The sequence below is a fragment of the Marivirga sp. genome, from assembly GCF_051117495.1.
In the GTDB taxonomy this organism is placed as follows: Bacteria; Bacteroidota; Bacteroidia; order Cytophagales; family Cyclobacteriaceae; genus Marivirga.
In genome coordinates this window covers 68,347-82,594 of the sequence record NZ_JBNPEF010000020.1, presented here as the reverse complement: position 1 = coordinate 82,594, position 14,248 = coordinate 68,347, and the positions used below count along the sequence as shown (strand labels likewise).

Annotated in this window: 16 protein-coding genes; 9 read left to right on the top strand and 7 right to left on the bottom strand. The window is 35.2% G+C overall.

What is annotated here, in order from left to right:
* Positions 1–252: 252 nt before the first annotated feature.
* From ACFE0M_RS11395 to ACFE0M_RS11375, 5 genes are all read right to left on the bottom strand, one after another.
* Positions 253–1,383: an ATP-binding protein gene (locus ACFE0M_RS11395; RefSeq protein WP_434545887.1), complete on the bottom strand. Its 1,131-nt coding sequence runs from the start codon at positions 1,381–1,383 to the stop codon at positions 253–255.
* A gap of 1 nt (position 1,384) precedes the next feature.
* Positions 1,385–2,236: a twin-arginine translocase subunit TatC gene (tatC, locus tag ACFE0M_RS11390; RefSeq protein WP_434545886.1), complete on the bottom strand. Its 852-nt coding sequence runs from the start codon at positions 2,234–2,236 to the stop codon at positions 1,385–1,387.
* Positions 2,237–2,239: 3 nt separating this feature from the next.
* Positions 2,240–3,511, bottom strand: coding sequence for a serine hydroxymethyltransferase (glyA, locus tag ACFE0M_RS11385; RefSeq protein ID WP_434545885.1), 1,272 nt, complete (start codon positions 3,509–3,511; stop codon positions 2,240–2,242).
* A gap of 183 nt (positions 3,512–3,694) precedes the next feature.
* Complete coding sequence (locus ACFE0M_RS11380) at positions 3,695–4,231, bottom strand: NUMOD4 domain-containing protein (protein ID WP_434545884.1); 537 nt, start codon at positions 4,229–4,231, stop codon at positions 3,695–3,697.
* Positions 4,232–4,322: 91 nt separating this feature from the next.
* On the bottom strand, positions 4,323–5,600 hold the full coding sequence (locus tag ACFE0M_RS11375; RefSeq protein WP_434545883.1) for a replication-associated recombination protein A: 1,278 nt from the start codon (positions 5,598–5,600) through the stop codon (positions 4,323–4,325).
* A 249-nt stretch (positions 5,601–5,849) separates the two neighbouring features.
* Between ACFE0M_RS11375 and ACFE0M_RS11370 the strand changes: the two genes are divergently transcribed.
* From ACFE0M_RS11370 to rsgA, 8 genes are all read left to right on the top strand, one after another.
* Positions 5,850–6,755, top strand: a complete 906-nt coding sequence (locus ACFE0M_RS11370; RefSeq protein WP_434545882.1) for a DMT family transporter — start codon at positions 5,850–5,852, stop codon at positions 6,753–6,755.
* Complete coding sequence (locus tag ACFE0M_RS11365; RefSeq protein ID WP_434545881.1) at positions 6,736–7,215, top strand: DUF4199 domain-containing protein; 480 nt, start codon at positions 6,736–6,738, stop codon at positions 7,213–7,215. The genes ACFE0M_RS11370 and ACFE0M_RS11365 overlap by 20 nt, the downstream gene beginning before the upstream one ends.
* A 23-nt stretch (positions 7,216–7,238) precedes the next feature.
* Positions 7,239–7,646: a HEPN domain-containing protein gene (locus ACFE0M_RS11360; RefSeq protein ID WP_434545880.1), complete on the top strand. Its 408-nt coding sequence runs from the start codon at positions 7,239–7,241 to the stop codon at positions 7,644–7,646.
* Positions 7,619–7,948, top strand: coding sequence for a nucleotidyltransferase domain-containing protein (locus tag ACFE0M_RS11355; RefSeq protein ID WP_434545879.1), 330 nt, complete (start codon positions 7,619–7,621; stop codon positions 7,946–7,948). Before ACFE0M_RS11360 ends, ACFE0M_RS11355 begins: the two co-directional genes overlap by 28 nt.
* Before the next feature lie 34 nt (positions 7,949–7,982).
* Positions 7,983–8,192 carry a hypothetical protein gene (locus ACFE0M_RS11350; RefSeq protein ID WP_434545878.1) on the top strand — a complete coding sequence of 70 codons (210 nt, stop codon included), beginning with the start codon at positions 7,983–7,985 and terminating at the stop codon, positions 8,190–8,192.
* Positions 8,179–8,487, top strand: a complete 309-nt coding sequence (locus ACFE0M_RS11345; protein ID WP_434545877.1) for a type II toxin-antitoxin system PemK/MazF family toxin — start codon at positions 8,179–8,181, stop codon at positions 8,485–8,487. Before ACFE0M_RS11350 ends, ACFE0M_RS11345 begins: the two co-directional genes overlap by 14 nt.
* 86 nt (positions 8,488–8,573) lie before the next feature.
* Entirely contained in the window at positions 8,574–9,824 is a 1,251-nt protein-coding gene (locus ACFE0M_RS11340) for a 3-deoxy-D-manno-octulosonic acid transferase (protein WP_434545876.1), read from the top strand.
* Positions 9,821–10,738, top strand: coding sequence for a ribosome small subunit-dependent GTPase A (gene rsgA, locus ACFE0M_RS11335; RefSeq protein ID WP_434545875.1), 918 nt, complete (start codon positions 9,821–9,823; stop codon positions 10,736–10,738). The genes ACFE0M_RS11340 and rsgA overlap by 4 nt, the downstream gene beginning before the upstream one ends.
* Before the next feature lie 269 nt (positions 10,739–11,007).
* On the opposite strand, the gene ACFE0M_RS11330 is transcribed toward rsgA, so the two are convergent.
* Together ACFE0M_RS11330 and egtB are read right to left on the bottom strand one after the other, a co-directional pair.
* Positions 11,008–11,970 (bottom strand): L-histidine N(alpha)-methyltransferase, encoded by a 963-nt coding sequence (locus tag ACFE0M_RS11330; protein WP_434545874.1) that lies wholly within the window; start codon positions 11,968–11,970, stop codon positions 11,008–11,010.
* Positions 11,967–13,124: an ergothioneine biosynthesis protein EgtB gene (egtB, locus tag ACFE0M_RS11325; protein ID WP_434545873.1), complete on the bottom strand. Its 1,158-nt coding sequence runs from the start codon at positions 13,122–13,124 to the stop codon at positions 11,967–11,969. The genes ACFE0M_RS11330 and egtB overlap by 4 nt, the downstream gene beginning before the upstream one ends.
* 248 nt (positions 13,125–13,372) lie before the next feature.
* Between egtB and ACFE0M_RS11320 the strand changes: the two genes are divergently transcribed.
* On the top strand, positions 13,373–14,170 hold the full coding sequence (locus ACFE0M_RS11320; RefSeq protein WP_434545872.1) for a hypothetical protein: 798 nt from the start codon (positions 13,373–13,375) through the stop codon (positions 14,168–14,170).
* Positions 14,171–14,248 lie beyond the last annotated feature (78 nt).

Below are 14,248 nucleotides of genomic sequence, written 5' to 3'. Positions count from 1 at the left end.
CCCGCTCTAGATAGACTCCGGTGCAAAGAATCGACTGAAGCCTTCTTTTGGTCAGTTCAAAGTTAATAAATGGATTAAAAGTATAAAACTAATTAGGAATTTAACATAGTATCTTTTGTGGTTAAAAAGTAATGTTTGTTGATTTGTACTATCGGTTGCCCATTCCCACCACAAAGAATCAAAAGAACACAAAAGAAAATAACCAAGGTTATTTTTCAGGATTGCAGTAATGGCATTTTATAGAATTAAATTTTACTTCCGTCTTAAAATAGCCGATAATTGAAGCGAAACATTTAGCAAAGTCATTTTAGCACTAGCGTTTCTTTCCAAGTAGTAAATGGCTTTATTGAGGATTTCATTCATCTGGGCAATTTTTTCCAAGCTTAAGGTTTTGCTGAATTTCATTACAAATTGCTCATGTTCATCAGGAACTCTCATCAATTCAGTGCTTTGCATCAGAGCGATCAATGATTCTCTCAAAATATTCTCAGCATGAACTAGCCATTGTTGTTGGTTCATTTTGCCCCATTTATGGAAATCTTCGGAACGCTTAATCAATTTGGTGTAATCATTTGCCCAGCATTCTCTCATCCATTGTTCAAATTCTTGTTGTGCGTCATCAGAGACATCATCAATCAGTTCTACTGCTTTATGTAAATCGCCTTGCGCAATATGGGCTAATTGCTTGGCTTGGATATCAGCTACTTCATATTTGGAAACTAAAATATCCTTTATTTCCTCATCAGAATAATTGGGAATATGAACAGCTTGAGTTCTGGAAGTGATTGTACCTATCAGTTTTTCTCTGTTATTGGAAACTAAAAGAAAAACGGTTTTATCCGAAGGCTCCTCTATAATTTTTAAAAGTGCATTAGCTGCAGAGGGATGTAAATATTCTGGAAGCCAAATCAGCATGATTTTATACTTGCCTTCAAAAGCTTTTAAAGAAAGATTACGAATAATATTTTTACTTTCATCTTTTGCTAAATTCAATTGCCTGTTTCCTGTTCCTATATGGTCAATCCAATTCGACACAGAAGCAAATGGGTCTTTCAAAAGAAATGATCTCCAGTACTTCATGAAATTATTACTTAGTTTGGAGTCATCCCCTTTTATGCTGTCGTTTGCTGCAGTAGGAAAGGAAAATTGAAAATCCGGATGGATAAACTTAGCATTTTTGTGGCATGAATTACAAGCTCCACAAGCATCATCTTCTCCAGGATTTTCACAATTTAAATAAGTAGCATAAGCCAAAGCCATAGGAAGATTAGCCGCACCTAAATTTCCCCAAAATAATTGGGCATGAGCAATTTTGCCGGTTTTCACCCCTTTTATCAATTGTTCTTTTAAATCAGTAAGTCCAGGTATATTGGCAAATAGCATACTAATTGTTTTTGCTTTCTTCTAATTTCTTTAATTCAGCTTCTTTTTTGTCTTTCCTTTTGTGGATTATGGATGAAATATAAATGCTTATCTCATATAAAATCAATAATGGAAAGGAAATCAATAATTGGCTAATGGGATCAGGAGGTGTAATGAAAGCACTAATCACTAAAATTACCACTATCGCAATCTTTCTATATTGTCTCAAAATTTGCGGATTGATAATGCCCGCTTTACTCATGAACAGAATTACCATCGGCAACTGAAACATCAAGCCACATGCTAAAACTAGCATGGTTAAAGTCGAAACATAAGATGTAATATCAAACTCATTCAATACGGAAGCATCTACTTGGTAATTAGCCAAAAAATTTATGGAAATTGGCGATACAATATAATAACCAAAAAGAACTCCTGACATAAATAGTAGGCTCACAAAGAAAGTAGCGCCTCTGCTGGTTTTCTTTTCGTTATCATAAAGTGCAGGACTTACAAATCGCCACATTTCCCAAAAGAAATAAGGGAAAGCCACTATGATTCCCAAAACAATTGATGAAGTAATGTGCATACTAAACTGTCCTGTCATTTTTCTACTTTGAATAATGAAAGGCAGTTCATCTATACAAAATGCAGTTGAATTGGCTAAAGTTTGCCCCAGATTACAAGCCATTTGGTAAAACCAAAAATCAGGTCTAGATGGCCCCAATATCAAAGTGCCAAATACAAATTCTTTTGAAGCAAAAGCTATAATTGAAAATATTACAACTGCGGATAAAGCCCTTACGATATGCCATCGAAAGGCTTCCAGATGATCTAAAAAGCTCATCTCCGCTTGTGGTTGATCTGCTGGCATAGGTTATTTAAACAAAGGAAATTCTACCATCCACTCATTAATCTCATTTTTCACTGAAGCAATTTTTTGCTTATCCTCATTTTGAGTAATTACCGTATCAATGAAATCCACAATTTTTTCCATGTCAGATTCAACTAAACCTCTTGATGTTACCGCTGCAGTGCCAATACGCATTCCAGAGGTTACAAATGGTGATTTGTCATCAAATGGCACCATGTTTTTGTTGATGGTAATATCTGCTTCACCTAATACAGCTTCAGCTATTTTTCCTGTTATTCCTTTAGAGCGTAAATCAATCAGCATTAAGTGATTATCCGTTCCTCCTGATATGATTTTGTAGTCCCTTTCCATAAATGCCTTAGCCATAACTTCAGCATTTTTCTTTACTTGAAGGATATAATTAAAATAATCATCTGTTAAACACTGTCCAAATGCAACTGCTTTAGCTGCAATCACATGCTCGAGTGGCCCACCTTGTGTCCCTGGAAATACACCAGAATCTAACAATTGTGTCATTTTGCGCAATTCTCCTTTCGGATTTTTATATCCAAATGGATTCTCAAAATCATCACGCATCATAATTAATCCACCTCTAGGGCCACGTAAAGTTTTATGAGTAGTGGTGGTCACAATATGACAATAATCTAATGGATCATCTAATAACCCTCTAGCAATTAGTCCACTAGGGTGAGAAATATCAGCTAATAAAATAGCACCTACCTCATCGGCAACCTCTCTTAATTTTTTATAATTCCATTCACGGCTATAGGCAGAAGCACCACATATAATCATTTTTGGTTTTTCTTTTTTGGCAGTTACTTCCACTTTGTCCCAATCTATCAAACCAGTTTCTTCTTCTACCCCATAAAATGAAGGTTGATATAGTTTTCCTGAAAAATTAACGGGAGAACCATGCGTTAAATGACCACCATGCGATAAGTCAAAACCCAATATTTTATCTCCAGGATTTAAGCAAGCCAACATAACGGCTGCATTGGCTTGGGCACCAGAATGTGGCTGAACGTTGGCCCAAGTGGCACCAAATAATTCTTTTACTCTATCTATTGCTAAGTTTTCAACTTCGTCAACTACTTCACATCCACCGTAATATCTTTTTCCCGGCAAGCCTTCCGCATATTTATTAGTTAATACGCTTCCCATAGCTTCCATCACTTCTGGTGAGGTGAAATTTTCAGATGCGATTAACTCAATTCCAATTTCCTGTCTTTTTTGTTCCTTCTTGATAAGGTCGAATAAAATATTATCTCTTTGCATTTTGTAAACCAATTTGAGCCTAAAATTAGCGCAGAATTACGGGATAAACAATTGAATGGCTTGAAGCTTTTGCATTTGTGATGATAATTTTTGTATTGATTTGAAAAAGTAAATTTTTTTATAAAAAAAGCATGCTATTTTTGAATGATAGCATGCTTGAAAATTAAAATGATGTTTTATAGATTAATCATCTATAGTAACATGTCCCCAATTGTGTCCTTTTCTTATTCTGTTTAATTGTGTATGTGTGATTCCAAACTGTCTTGCAATTTGGCTGTATCTTGTCTTTTCGTTTTTCAACATCTTTTTGATCACTTTTACATCGGATTCAGTTAGTTTATAACCTGTAACCCTTTTCTTTAAAACTTTAGGGTTTTTATTGTTGTGATCTGCCAATTCTCTTTCAGAGACCCATTTCAAATTGCTAACATGATTATTTGACTTGTCGTAATCCAAGTGGGTTACATACACCTGATTATCATTATCCTTCGGAATAAATGATTCGGCAACCAGACGGTGCACATAATAACTTTGTGTTATTCTTTTGTCAAATCGGACCATGATGGCTTGGTAGCCATTCACATTGGAGCCTTTGATGATTTTTCCGGTTTCACGTGTCGAATAGCTTTTAATCCGACCGTAATTTGAGACTTCATATTTTGCATGCGGTAGATCCACATTGAACTCAATCTCTTTCCACTTTTCCAGTTTTGGATCCATGTTCTTTCTTAGTTATAGTTTATGCTTAGTTTTTTTATTAAAATTAAAGGTAGGTAATTAAATTAATAAAAAAAATACCATAATTCTTAGATTAGTCATAATTATACTTTTTTCGCCATAGATTTTGCAATGTTTGTCGAAAATCTTTTTCCCTAATATTGTCCTGAGGCTCATAGAGGGTGTTTTTGCTAATTTCTTCAGGCATAAACTCTTGAAAGGCAAAATTTCCCGGAAAATCGTGAGAATACTTATATCCACTACCGTAATTCATATCTTTCATCAATTTTGTTGGGGCGTTTCGCAAATGTAGCGGAACAGATAAGTCCCCAGTATCACGCACTAATTGTCTTGCTTTTTTAATAGCTAAATAGGAAGCATTACTTTTTGGAGAGCAGGCTAGGTAGGTAACACACTGAGCTAATACGATCTCTGCCTCTGGATAACCAATCATTGATACCGCTTGAAAAGTATTGGTGGCAATTAATAAGGCATTTGGATTTGCTAATCCGATATCTTCAGAAGCAGAAATTAACAATCTGCGAGCAATGAATTTCACATCCTCTCCACCTTCAATCATTCTTGCTAGCCAATAAATTGCAGCATTCGGGTCACTTCCTCTTATGCTTTTGATAAATGCTGAAATAATATCATAATGCTGTTCGCCAGACTTATCATAAATCGCCATTCTATTTTGAGCGATTTCTTTGACTTGCTCATTGGTGATTTTGATTTTTTCATCTTTTCCATAAGCATCAATTACTAATTCGAATAAATTCAAAAGCTTTCTGGCATCTCCACCTGAAAGCTGAATCAAAGCTTCGTATTCTTTAATTTCAATATTGAGCTCTTTTAATTTTTCATCATTTGCTAAAGCGGTATTCAGCAATCCTTTTAAATCTTCTAATTCCAATGCTTTGAGTGTGTAAACCTGACAGCGAGAAAGCAAAGCAGAATTAACTTCAAAAGATGGGTTTTCTGTAGTGGCGCCAATCAGGGTAATGACTCCTTTTTCTACAGCTCCCAATAAAGCATCTTGCTGCGATTTATTAAAACGGTGAATTTCATCTATAAATAAAATAATTTTTCCAGAGCGTGAGGCTCTTTGGATAACTTCCCTCACATCTTTCACCCCTGCACTGATGGCACTTAAGGTCTGAAAAGGAGCTTTCACCTGATTGGCTATGATATTGGCAATGGTGGTTTTGCCAACACCGGGAGGTCCCCAGAAAATCATAGAAGGCACTTTCCCTTGGGCAATTGTCAATCTTAAAACTCCTTTTTCACCTACCAAATGCTGTTGTCCGACTAATTCTTCCAGTTTGGTTGGACGCATTCTTTCTGCCAGGGGTTTATCTTCTCCGAATATCATAATTTTTAATTTTAAAAAGCTTTATTCTGTGCTACCAAAAACCTGTCAGGTTTACTTAAATCATTAATCATGGTTTCCAGTCGGTGTGCCACCGACCGGGGTAGTATCCATGGTTGGTGGCACACCAACCATTTTAACCTCAATTGAAAACCTGACAGGTTTTTTTAGCCAATTTCATCTTGTGCGCGAGTTTAATATTAGCTTTGGTATTTAACCTGCAATATCCACATAATCCCTTACTTTTGCCAAATGAATAAGACATGGCAAATTCATGGAGCACTGGCACTAGTCGGTTTAATTTATGGCGCAAATTATGTCATCGCCAAAGGTGTGATGCCTAATTATATGAGCCCCAATGCTTTTATATTATTAAGAGCAACGGTGGCGACTATTCTTTTTTGGATTTATCATGCGCTTACTTCCTCAGAAAAAGTAATTAGAAAAAAAGACTATTGGCTTTTTGCCAAATGTGCCGTCTTTGGAGTAATGGGAAATCAGCTGATTTTCTTTAATGGATTAAGCTTGACTAGCCCGGTAAATGCCAGCATCATCATGACGGCTAATCCAATTATAGTGTTGGCAATTTCCTTTTGGTTGCTGAACGAGAAGATCACTTGGCGTAAAGTTATCGGAATCCTCATAGGAGCATTTGGAGTGATTTTATTAGTGCTGAATAAAGAAGTCAGCTTTGAAAATGATGCCTTTTTAGGGGATATTTTTATTTTCCTCAACGCTACTTTCTATGCGATCTATTTGGTGATGGTAAAACCCTTAATGCAAAGATATGAACCTATCACGGTAGTGAAATGGGTATTTCTTTTCGGGACTTTGATGATTGTTCCTTTTGGAATAGTCCCGATTTTTGATGTGGAATTTCAAGCTTTTCCAGCAGGAATATGGTGGAGTATTGTTTATGTGATTATAGGAACCACATTTTTGGCTTATTTATTAAATGCGATGGCATTAAAGCATGTGAATTCTACTATAGTGGGCTACTATATTTATTTGCAACCCGTATTTGCCACTTTCATCACTATTTTAATCGGACAAGAAGTTTTCAAATGGGAGAAAGCGCTATTTGCATTGATGATATTTTTTGGAGTATATTTAGTAAGTCAACAACGGAGAACTAAAAATGAAGAAGCGACTAATTGAAATTAAATGGGGATTAATCTTTGTGATTATGATGCTCCTTTGGATGTATTTTGAGAAAATGATGGGCTGGCATGATGAAAAGATTGCAGAGCATGCGACTTATACCAATTTTGTTGCCATCCCAGCTATATTGGTTTATGTATTAGCCTTATTGGAAAAGCGAAAGAAGCATTATAAAAATGTAATGAGCTGGAAGCAAGGATTCGTTTCAGGCTTGATCATTACAGCAGTAGTCGTGATTTTAACACCTTTCAGCCAAATGGTAATCCATGATTTGATTTCTCCTGAATATTTTGAGAATGCATCAACATACGCTGTAAATCAAGGACTAAGAACACAAGAGGAGGCAGATGCTTATTTTAATTTGAAAAGTTACCTATGGCAAAGTGCTGTTTTTGCTCTTGTAATAGGGGCTGTTACTTCGGCTTTGGTGGCTGTTTTTGTGAGGAGGAAAGAATAAATCATTGTTAAAAATCATCTAAATTGAATAAACCGAGTTTTAATAAAGAAAAGATAATCAATTACTGGATTGAAAGTGCTGATGAAGATTATGAGACTATGTTAGCGATGTACGATTCAAAAAGACTAAGTTGGACATTGTTTGTAGGGCATTTGGTAATTGAAAAATTGCTGAAAGCGTATTATATTAAAGTAAATAATGATTATCCGCCTTTTATTCATAACCTATTGAGGTTGGCAGAGAAATGCAAAATTGAACTAAATGAAGAGGATAAATTGTTTTTCACTACAGTTACTGCATTTAACATTAATGCAAGGTATGATGATTATAAGATGAGTTTTCATAAGAAATGTACTCCTGAATATACAAAGTATTGGATGGAAAGAATAAAGGACAAAAAGAAATGGATAAAGCGACAAATAAAAAGTTAATAGATTTTATAGCCGAAGTAGCTAAAAAATATTCTAATTTTTCTACTGCCTATTTGTTTGGTTCTTACGCTAAAGGAACTGAAAATAAAGATAGTGATATTGATGTTGCATTGTTATTTGATCATTTGAAGTCAGAAGATAAATTTGATTTACAAGTTCAATTGATGTTAACAGGAGCTAATTATGATTCACGTATTGAACCACATCCAATTTCAAAAGAAGATTATGAATTAGGCTCTCCCTATATTTCAGAAATAGCTAAAGATGGAATAGAGATTTTACCTTCTTCTCTTGAAGTGTAAAACCAGTTAGAAATTCAGATAAAAAATCTAAATCATGAACAAGGAAGAAATTTTAAATGAGATATCACTTATGTCTTTAGATGACAGAAAAGAGATTATTCAATTTGCAATGAAATCTTTAGAAAGAGATAGTAAAGCTGAAATGAAAGATGCAGTTGAAGAGATGTTGGTGGAGTACAAAACTAATAAGGAGTTAACAGCATTTACTTCAATTGATTTTGATAGATTTTATGAAGCAAAATGAAATTTGGTTAATAAACCTTGATCCTACGATAGGAGCAGAAATTAAAAAGACAAGACCTGCATTGATTGTAAATGATGATGCTTTAGGGAAATTGCCGTTAAAGGTTGTAGTTCCTTTAAATGATTGGAAATCCAAATATGATGTAGCCCCTTGGATGGTTAAAGTAACTCCAAATAATAGAAACAATTTGTCAAAACCTTCTTCAGCTGATTGCTTTCAGGTTCGTTCTGTTTCTGAAGAAAGATTTGTAATAAAAAAATTGGTGAAATTGATTTTGAAATTTCAGAGTCAATAAAAGTAGCACTATCCAAAGTATTCTCAATTCACATTTAAATCACTAAATATTTCTTATTCGTAAATATTTCCCATTAATTTTACCGCATGGGTGAATTCTTTTATCGATTGGGTATTTCATTATTAGGTGTAGGGGTGAAAATCCATGCGCTGATAAATGCCAAATCCAAAAAGTTTGTAGAAGGTCGAAAAGATTTGTTTCCTCAGTTAGAGGAAAGGTTTAAATCTGTTGACCAGCCAGTAGTTTGGTTTCATTGTGCTTCTTTGGGTGAATTTGAACAAGGGAGACCTTTAATTGAAGCTTTCAAGCAAGAACATCCTAACTTCTTTATCCTTTTGACTTTCTTTTCGCCTTCGGGTTATGAAGTCCGCAAAAACTATGAACTCGCAGATTACATTTGCTATATGCCTTTGGATACTTCTCACAATGCGGAGCAATTTGTAAAAATTATCCAACCCAAACTGGCATTTTTTGTTAAATATGAGTTCTGGCATTATCATTTGAAAGCATTATCAGAGGCAGATTGCTGGGTATATTCTGTTTCGGCTATTTTCCGTTCCAATCAGCGATTCTTTAAATTTCATGGTGGATTCTATCGAAAAATTTTAAAGCAGTTCGATCATATTTTTGTACAAAATAAAACGGTTGCGGCTTTGCTAAAAGGCATTCATATTCATAATGTGAGCGTAAGTGGAGATACGCGATTTGATAGGGTGAAATCCATTACGGATAGTGTAAAGCCTCATGAAATGTTTGCTGAATTTTCCAAAGACCAGCCCGTTTTAATAGGAGGAAGTACGTGGGAGAAAGACATAAAAGTAATAGCTCCTTTTTTACAGCAAAATCCTGAATGGAAAGCCATTATTGCCCCGCACGATATTAGTGAAACTAATTTGAAACTGCATGAAGAGGTTTTGAAAATTCCAACGAGCAGATTTAGTGAAATTAAGTCTGTTGCCCAAGCAGAGACTAGAGTAATTTTAATTGATAATATTGGAATGCTTTCTTCTTTATATCAATATGGAAAAATAGCTTTTATAGGCGGGGCTTTTGGAGATGGCTTGCATAATACTTTGGAAGCCGCTTGTTTTGGCTTGCCCGTATTTTTCGGAAATAAAAATTACCGTAAATTTCAGGAGGCAATCGATTTATTGGAAGCCAAAGCTGCTTTTAAAGTGACAAATGCTCAGGAATTTTTATCTATTATGAATTCAGATGAATTTAAAATTGAGAAATCCTCCCAAAGGGCTTTGGAATATGTAAATCAAAATATTGGCGCAACAGATAAGATTATGAAACATATTGCACCCATCATCCAAAAAATGGAGCTGTCATGATAAAAGGACGAGTTTTCAAATCGACCGGAAGTTGGTACACTGTTTTGGCAGAAGGAAAATTCTATGAATGCCGATTGAGAGGTAAGCTCCGTTTGGATGATGAAAAAGTCACCAATCCTGTAGCGGTGGGCGATTGGGTAAATATTGCACCTGAAAATGACAAGGAAGCCATTATTAAAGATGTATTGCCCAGGGAAAATTATATCATTAGAAAATCAACTCGGAAAAAGAAACACAGTCATCGTCTGGCAGCTAATATTGATCAAGCTATTTTAATAGTGACTTTGGCATTCCCAAGAACGAGTTTGGGTTTTATTGACCGATTTTTAGTGAGTTGTGAGTCCTTCAGAATTCCTGCTGTTTTGGTATTTAACAAAGCAGATTTATTGGATGAGGAGGGATTAGAATATTATGAAGCGCTCAAATTTGATTATCAGGAATTAGGCTATAAAGTGTTGCTAGTTTCTGCTGAGGAAAATATTGGGATGGAAGAATTGAAAGCCGTTTTGGAAGGAAAGACCTCTCTTTTTGCCGGACATTCAGGAGTAGGAAAATCTACTTTACTGAATTTGATTTCGCCTCATATTGAGCAAAGAATAGGAGAGGTGTCTGAATCAGTGGGAAAGGGAGTGCATACGACTACTTTTGCTGAAATGTTTGAAGCCTGGGAAGGGTCTTTCGTGATTGATACGCCCGGTATAAAAGAATTAGGTCTTTGGGATATAGGTAATGAAGAGCTAAGCCATTATTTCCCTGAAATGCGGGAATATATAGGAGAATGCAAGTTTCATAATTGCACTCATACCCATGAGCCAGGATGTGCTTTTCGCGAAGCCATGGAAGAGGGGAAGATTGCGCCTAGCCGATATGAAAGTTATTTGAGTATTTTGGAAGATGAAGATAGTCATCGATAATTAAACGCTCCCACCCTTAAAGGTGTTTTCACCTTTAAGTTTCTGTGAGGGGAGATGAGCCTTCATCACTGAAGAGTTTCGGTGAAAACACCGAAACGGGGGAGTGTGTAGTAAAATTTAAACTTTTCATTTTCTCATCACCACATCAGCAAAGTACTCCTTTTCATCATAAAAATACCTACCTAGTCTTAGCGTCTCGCTAAGACTTAAAGGGACTGGGGCAAGATCTTAGCGAGACGCTAAGACCAGTGAAGCTTTGAGGGGTTTAACTATTTTCTCATCACCACATCAGCAAAGTATTCCTTTTCATCATAAAAATACTTTTCAACTTTCAAGCCAGCCTCTGTTGCGATGTTTTCAATCATATCCTCGTCAAATTTTTGGGATACTTCTACATGGATGTGCTCCCAAGCTTTGAAATGGATGGTGGTATCTATGGCTTTTAAATGAACTGTTTGCTTTTTTTGAGAAATTAGAAAGCTCTTAGTGGTGCCTGTTTGCGGATCATATGATGGGTAATGTTTGAATTGCTCCAAATCAAAATTGGCATCTAATTCATTATTTAATCTTGTAAGCAAATTCATGTTGAATTGGCGAGTGATACCTTGAGCATCATTGTACGCACTTCTAATCATCTCAGGGTCTTTTTTCATATCGAACCCCATGATAATTCGGTCTCCTGTTCTAAGTTTTTCAGCTATTTGGTTTACAAAGGAATGTGCATTTTTCAGCTCAAAATTCCCAATATTACCCCCCATAAAAAGCACTACCATAGGGTTTTTTCGTGCCTCATTTAATGCATCTAAAGCAGAGAAATATTCTTTATTGATGGGTTCTATATCCAAATCAGGTATGGATTTTTGCATTCTTTGCTGCAATAAATTCAATACATTTTTAGAAATATCTACCGGTTTATAATTGAAAGTAGCTTTTTGATCCACAAAATGTTTTAGAAGAATTTCTGTTTTTAACCCATCTCCTGCTCCAAATTCGATTAAATTAAATCCTTCAACATCTGCAGAAATCAGAGATAATATTTCATTTTTATATTTTTGAAAAATATCATATTCACAATTGGTCAAATAATATTCCGGCATCTTCATGATTTCCTGAAAGAGCCGGTCTCCTTCTTTATTATAAAATAACCAGCTGGGTAATGATTTTTCTTTTTGTGTAAGTCCTTCTTTTACAGCATCCGCTACTGAGAAGTTGATTTTTTCGGTTGTTGTCATAAATCTTTGGCTAATCTTATCCCGCTGAAATGCCACTGCAAATGCGGATGAAAGAAGTTTCTATATGTTTTTCTTGAATGATTTAATGAAGTGGCACGTGACGAACCTCGCATCACCATTTGATTCACCATGAACTTGCCATTATATTCTCCTATAGCTCCTGCTGGTTTTTTATAACCCGGATAGGGGAGATAGGCACTTCCGGTATGTTCCCATCTTTTACCCCAATCAAATAAATTGGAAGCAGTTTCCCATTCAAATTCTGTGGGAAGTCTCAATCCTTTCCATTCTGCAAAAGCATAGGCTTCATAAAAACTGATATGCATCAAGGGGGCATTTTCATTGATGGGTTTTAATCCTGACAAGGTATAATAATGCCATTTTTCATCCATTTTATGCCAGTATAATGGAGCGGAAATTCCAGTTTCTTCCAACCAAGCTCTGGCATCTGAATGCCAAAATTCATGATTTTCGTAGCCTTTGGCTTCTATAAATTCTGCATATTCACCATTGGTGACCAAGCGGTTACTAATTTTGGCTCCTTCCAAATGCACTTCATGGTAGTTGTGTTCATTGTCAAAGGAAAATCCTTTTCCTTCAAAGCCAATTTTATAATTTCCCTTATTGATTTGTACCCAATTTTGCTCCCAATCTTCGGTGAAATATTCCTCAAATCCTTTGTCATAAGCAGGGAAAAGTGGATTATGTCCTAAAATATATTTTATGTCATAGAACAATAATTCTTGATGCTGTTGTTCATGATTGAAGCCAATCTCAAGAATGTTTTTCATCTCATCGGTAATAATATGCGAAAGCAATTCACCTACGGCTATATCCACATATCTCCTATATTTATAAATTTCTTCAACAGTTGGACGGGTCATGTTTCCTCTGTTGGGGCGCAACATCCTTTCACCGGCACTCACATAATAACTATTAAAAAGAAATGGGAATTGAGGATGGAATTCTTTGTAGTCTTTTGAAAATTTCTTCAATAAAAAAGTCTCGAAAAACCAGGTTGTATGTGCTAAATGCCATTTGGGTGGGCTTACATCAGCAATAGGTTGGGCTACATAATCTTCTATCTCCAAAGGTTCACAAATCCCTTCAGTTGTTTTCCTGATTTCTTGGTAGCGATTAAGGTAGTTTTCCATAGAAACATTAAACTAATAAATTATGCTCCAAAAAGGGAGAATTTTTTTATTTTCCTTGATTGAATTTGATGAATTGACATTTTGATGACATATAATACTAACTCTTAGAAGGAATGAAAGTTTTAATCTTTCATAATTTTATCATAAGTATAAAATTTAAAAACTTTTGTAACGTTTAGGATACGAGATTCCAACTTTTATAATTAAGAGTGTATCTTTATAGTGTACAGAATAAAATTTATGTAATTATGAAAAAGTTTTTGAGTTTATTTTTGATCCTAACTGTAATATTATGGTCTTGTGATTCTGATAATGAAAATGATCAAGATCCTCAACCAGTTATGCCACCAGAATATAGTATGGCACCTAACTTTGATGATTTTCAAACAGAAGTAAATCAAAGGAATCAAACTATTGAAAATTGGTTCTATTCAGCGGTTAATGTCAGTGTTTATTCAGCATTATTAACGGGTGGTTTGGCAATCCCGGTAACGGCTTTCAAAGCTACTATTAGTCAAGAACCATTTTACGATACGGATGCAGGCGTTTGGACTTGGGAAAGTAATTTTTCAGCTAATTCTAATGATTTTTCTATTCGTTTAACAGCCGATGTGGTAGATGGCAATGTAGATTGGAAAGGTTATATCTCTTCAAGTTCCAACAATGTAGATGATTTTATATGGTTTGAGGGACAATCCAATGTAGATGGAAATAGTGGAAGTTGGACGCTATATGAAAGTCCACAAAATCCTTCTGCTTGGATCAGCACAGAATGGTCTAGAAATGAAGACAGAACAGTAGCAAATGCTGATTTCACCATAGAAAAAGAAGGTGAATTACTAGGAAGTTATATTTATTACAGTCGAGATGAAAATAGCGATCTCGATCGCTCAGTGGAAATTTCCAATACTCAATCTGGGGATTTAATTGAAATATATTGGAACAGTGAGTTGAAGTTTGGCAGGGTGAAAAGTGAAAATTATTTTAATGATACAGATTTTCATTGCTGGGATGAAGATTTACAGGATGTAGCCTGTGAAGGTTAATATTACTGATAAAAGACTATTTATATGACTTCAATATTCTAATTCATTTAAAATTTATAAGAAGCAGATACACTTTAT

What these genes read in the sequence shown, in the direction of transcription:
- ACFE0M_RS11395 (WP_434545887.1), bottom strand. Translation starts at nt 1,383, where the DNA reads ATGCTATTTGCCAATATACCTGGACTTACTGATTTAAAAGAACAATTG.
- tatC (WP_434545886.1), bottom strand. Translation starts at nt 2,236, where the DNA reads ATGCCAGCAGATCAACCACAAGCGGAGATGAGCTTTTTAGATCATCTG.
- glyA (WP_434545885.1), bottom strand. Translation starts at nt 3,511, where the DNA reads ATGCAAAGAGATAATATTTTATTCGACCTTATCAAGAAGGAACAAAAA.
- ACFE0M_RS11380 (WP_434545884.1), bottom strand. Translation starts at nt 4,231, where the DNA reads ATGGATCCAAAACTGGAAAAGTGGAAAGAGATTGAGTTCAATGTGGAT.
- ACFE0M_RS11375 (WP_434545883.1), bottom strand. Translation starts at nt 5,600, where the DNA reads ATGATATTCGGAGAAGATAAACCCCTGGCAGAAAGAATGCGTCCAACC.
- ACFE0M_RS11370 (WP_434545882.1), top strand. Translation starts at nt 5,850, where the DNA reads ATGAATAAGACATGGCAAATTCATGGAGCACTGGCACTAGTCGGTTTA.
- ACFE0M_RS11365 (WP_434545881.1), top strand. Translation starts at nt 6,736, where the DNA reads ATGAAGAAGCGACTAATTGAAATTAAATGGGGATTAATCTTTGTGATT.
- ACFE0M_RS11355 (WP_434545879.1), top strand. Translation starts at nt 7,619, where the DNA reads ATGGATAAAGCGACAAATAAAAAGTTAATAGATTTTATAGCCGAAGTA.
- ACFE0M_RS11350 (WP_434545878.1), top strand. Translation starts at nt 7,983, where the DNA reads ATGAACAAGGAAGAAATTTTAAATGAGATATCACTTATGTCTTTAGAT.
- ACFE0M_RS11345 (WP_434545877.1), top strand. Translation starts at nt 8,179, where the DNA reads ATGAAGCAAAATGAAATTTGGTTAATAAACCTTGATCCTACGATAGGA.
- ACFE0M_RS11340 (WP_434545876.1), top strand. Translation starts at nt 8,574, where the DNA reads ATGGGTGAATTCTTTTATCGATTGGGTATTTCATTATTAGGTGTAGGG.
- rsgA (WP_434545875.1), top strand. Translation starts at nt 9,821, where the DNA reads ATGATAAAAGGACGAGTTTTCAAATCGACCGGAAGTTGGTACACTGTT.
- ACFE0M_RS11330 (WP_434545874.1), bottom strand. Translation starts at nt 11,970, where the DNA reads ATGACAACAACCGAAAAAATCAACTTCTCAGTAGCGGATGCTGTAAAA.
- egtB (WP_434545873.1), bottom strand. Translation starts at nt 13,124, where the DNA reads ATGGAAAACTACCTTAATCGCTACCAAGAAATCAGGAAAACAACTGAA.
- ACFE0M_RS11320 (WP_434545872.1), top strand. Translation starts at nt 13,373, where the DNA reads ATGAAAAAGTTTTTGAGTTTATTTTTGATCCTAACTGTAATATTATGG.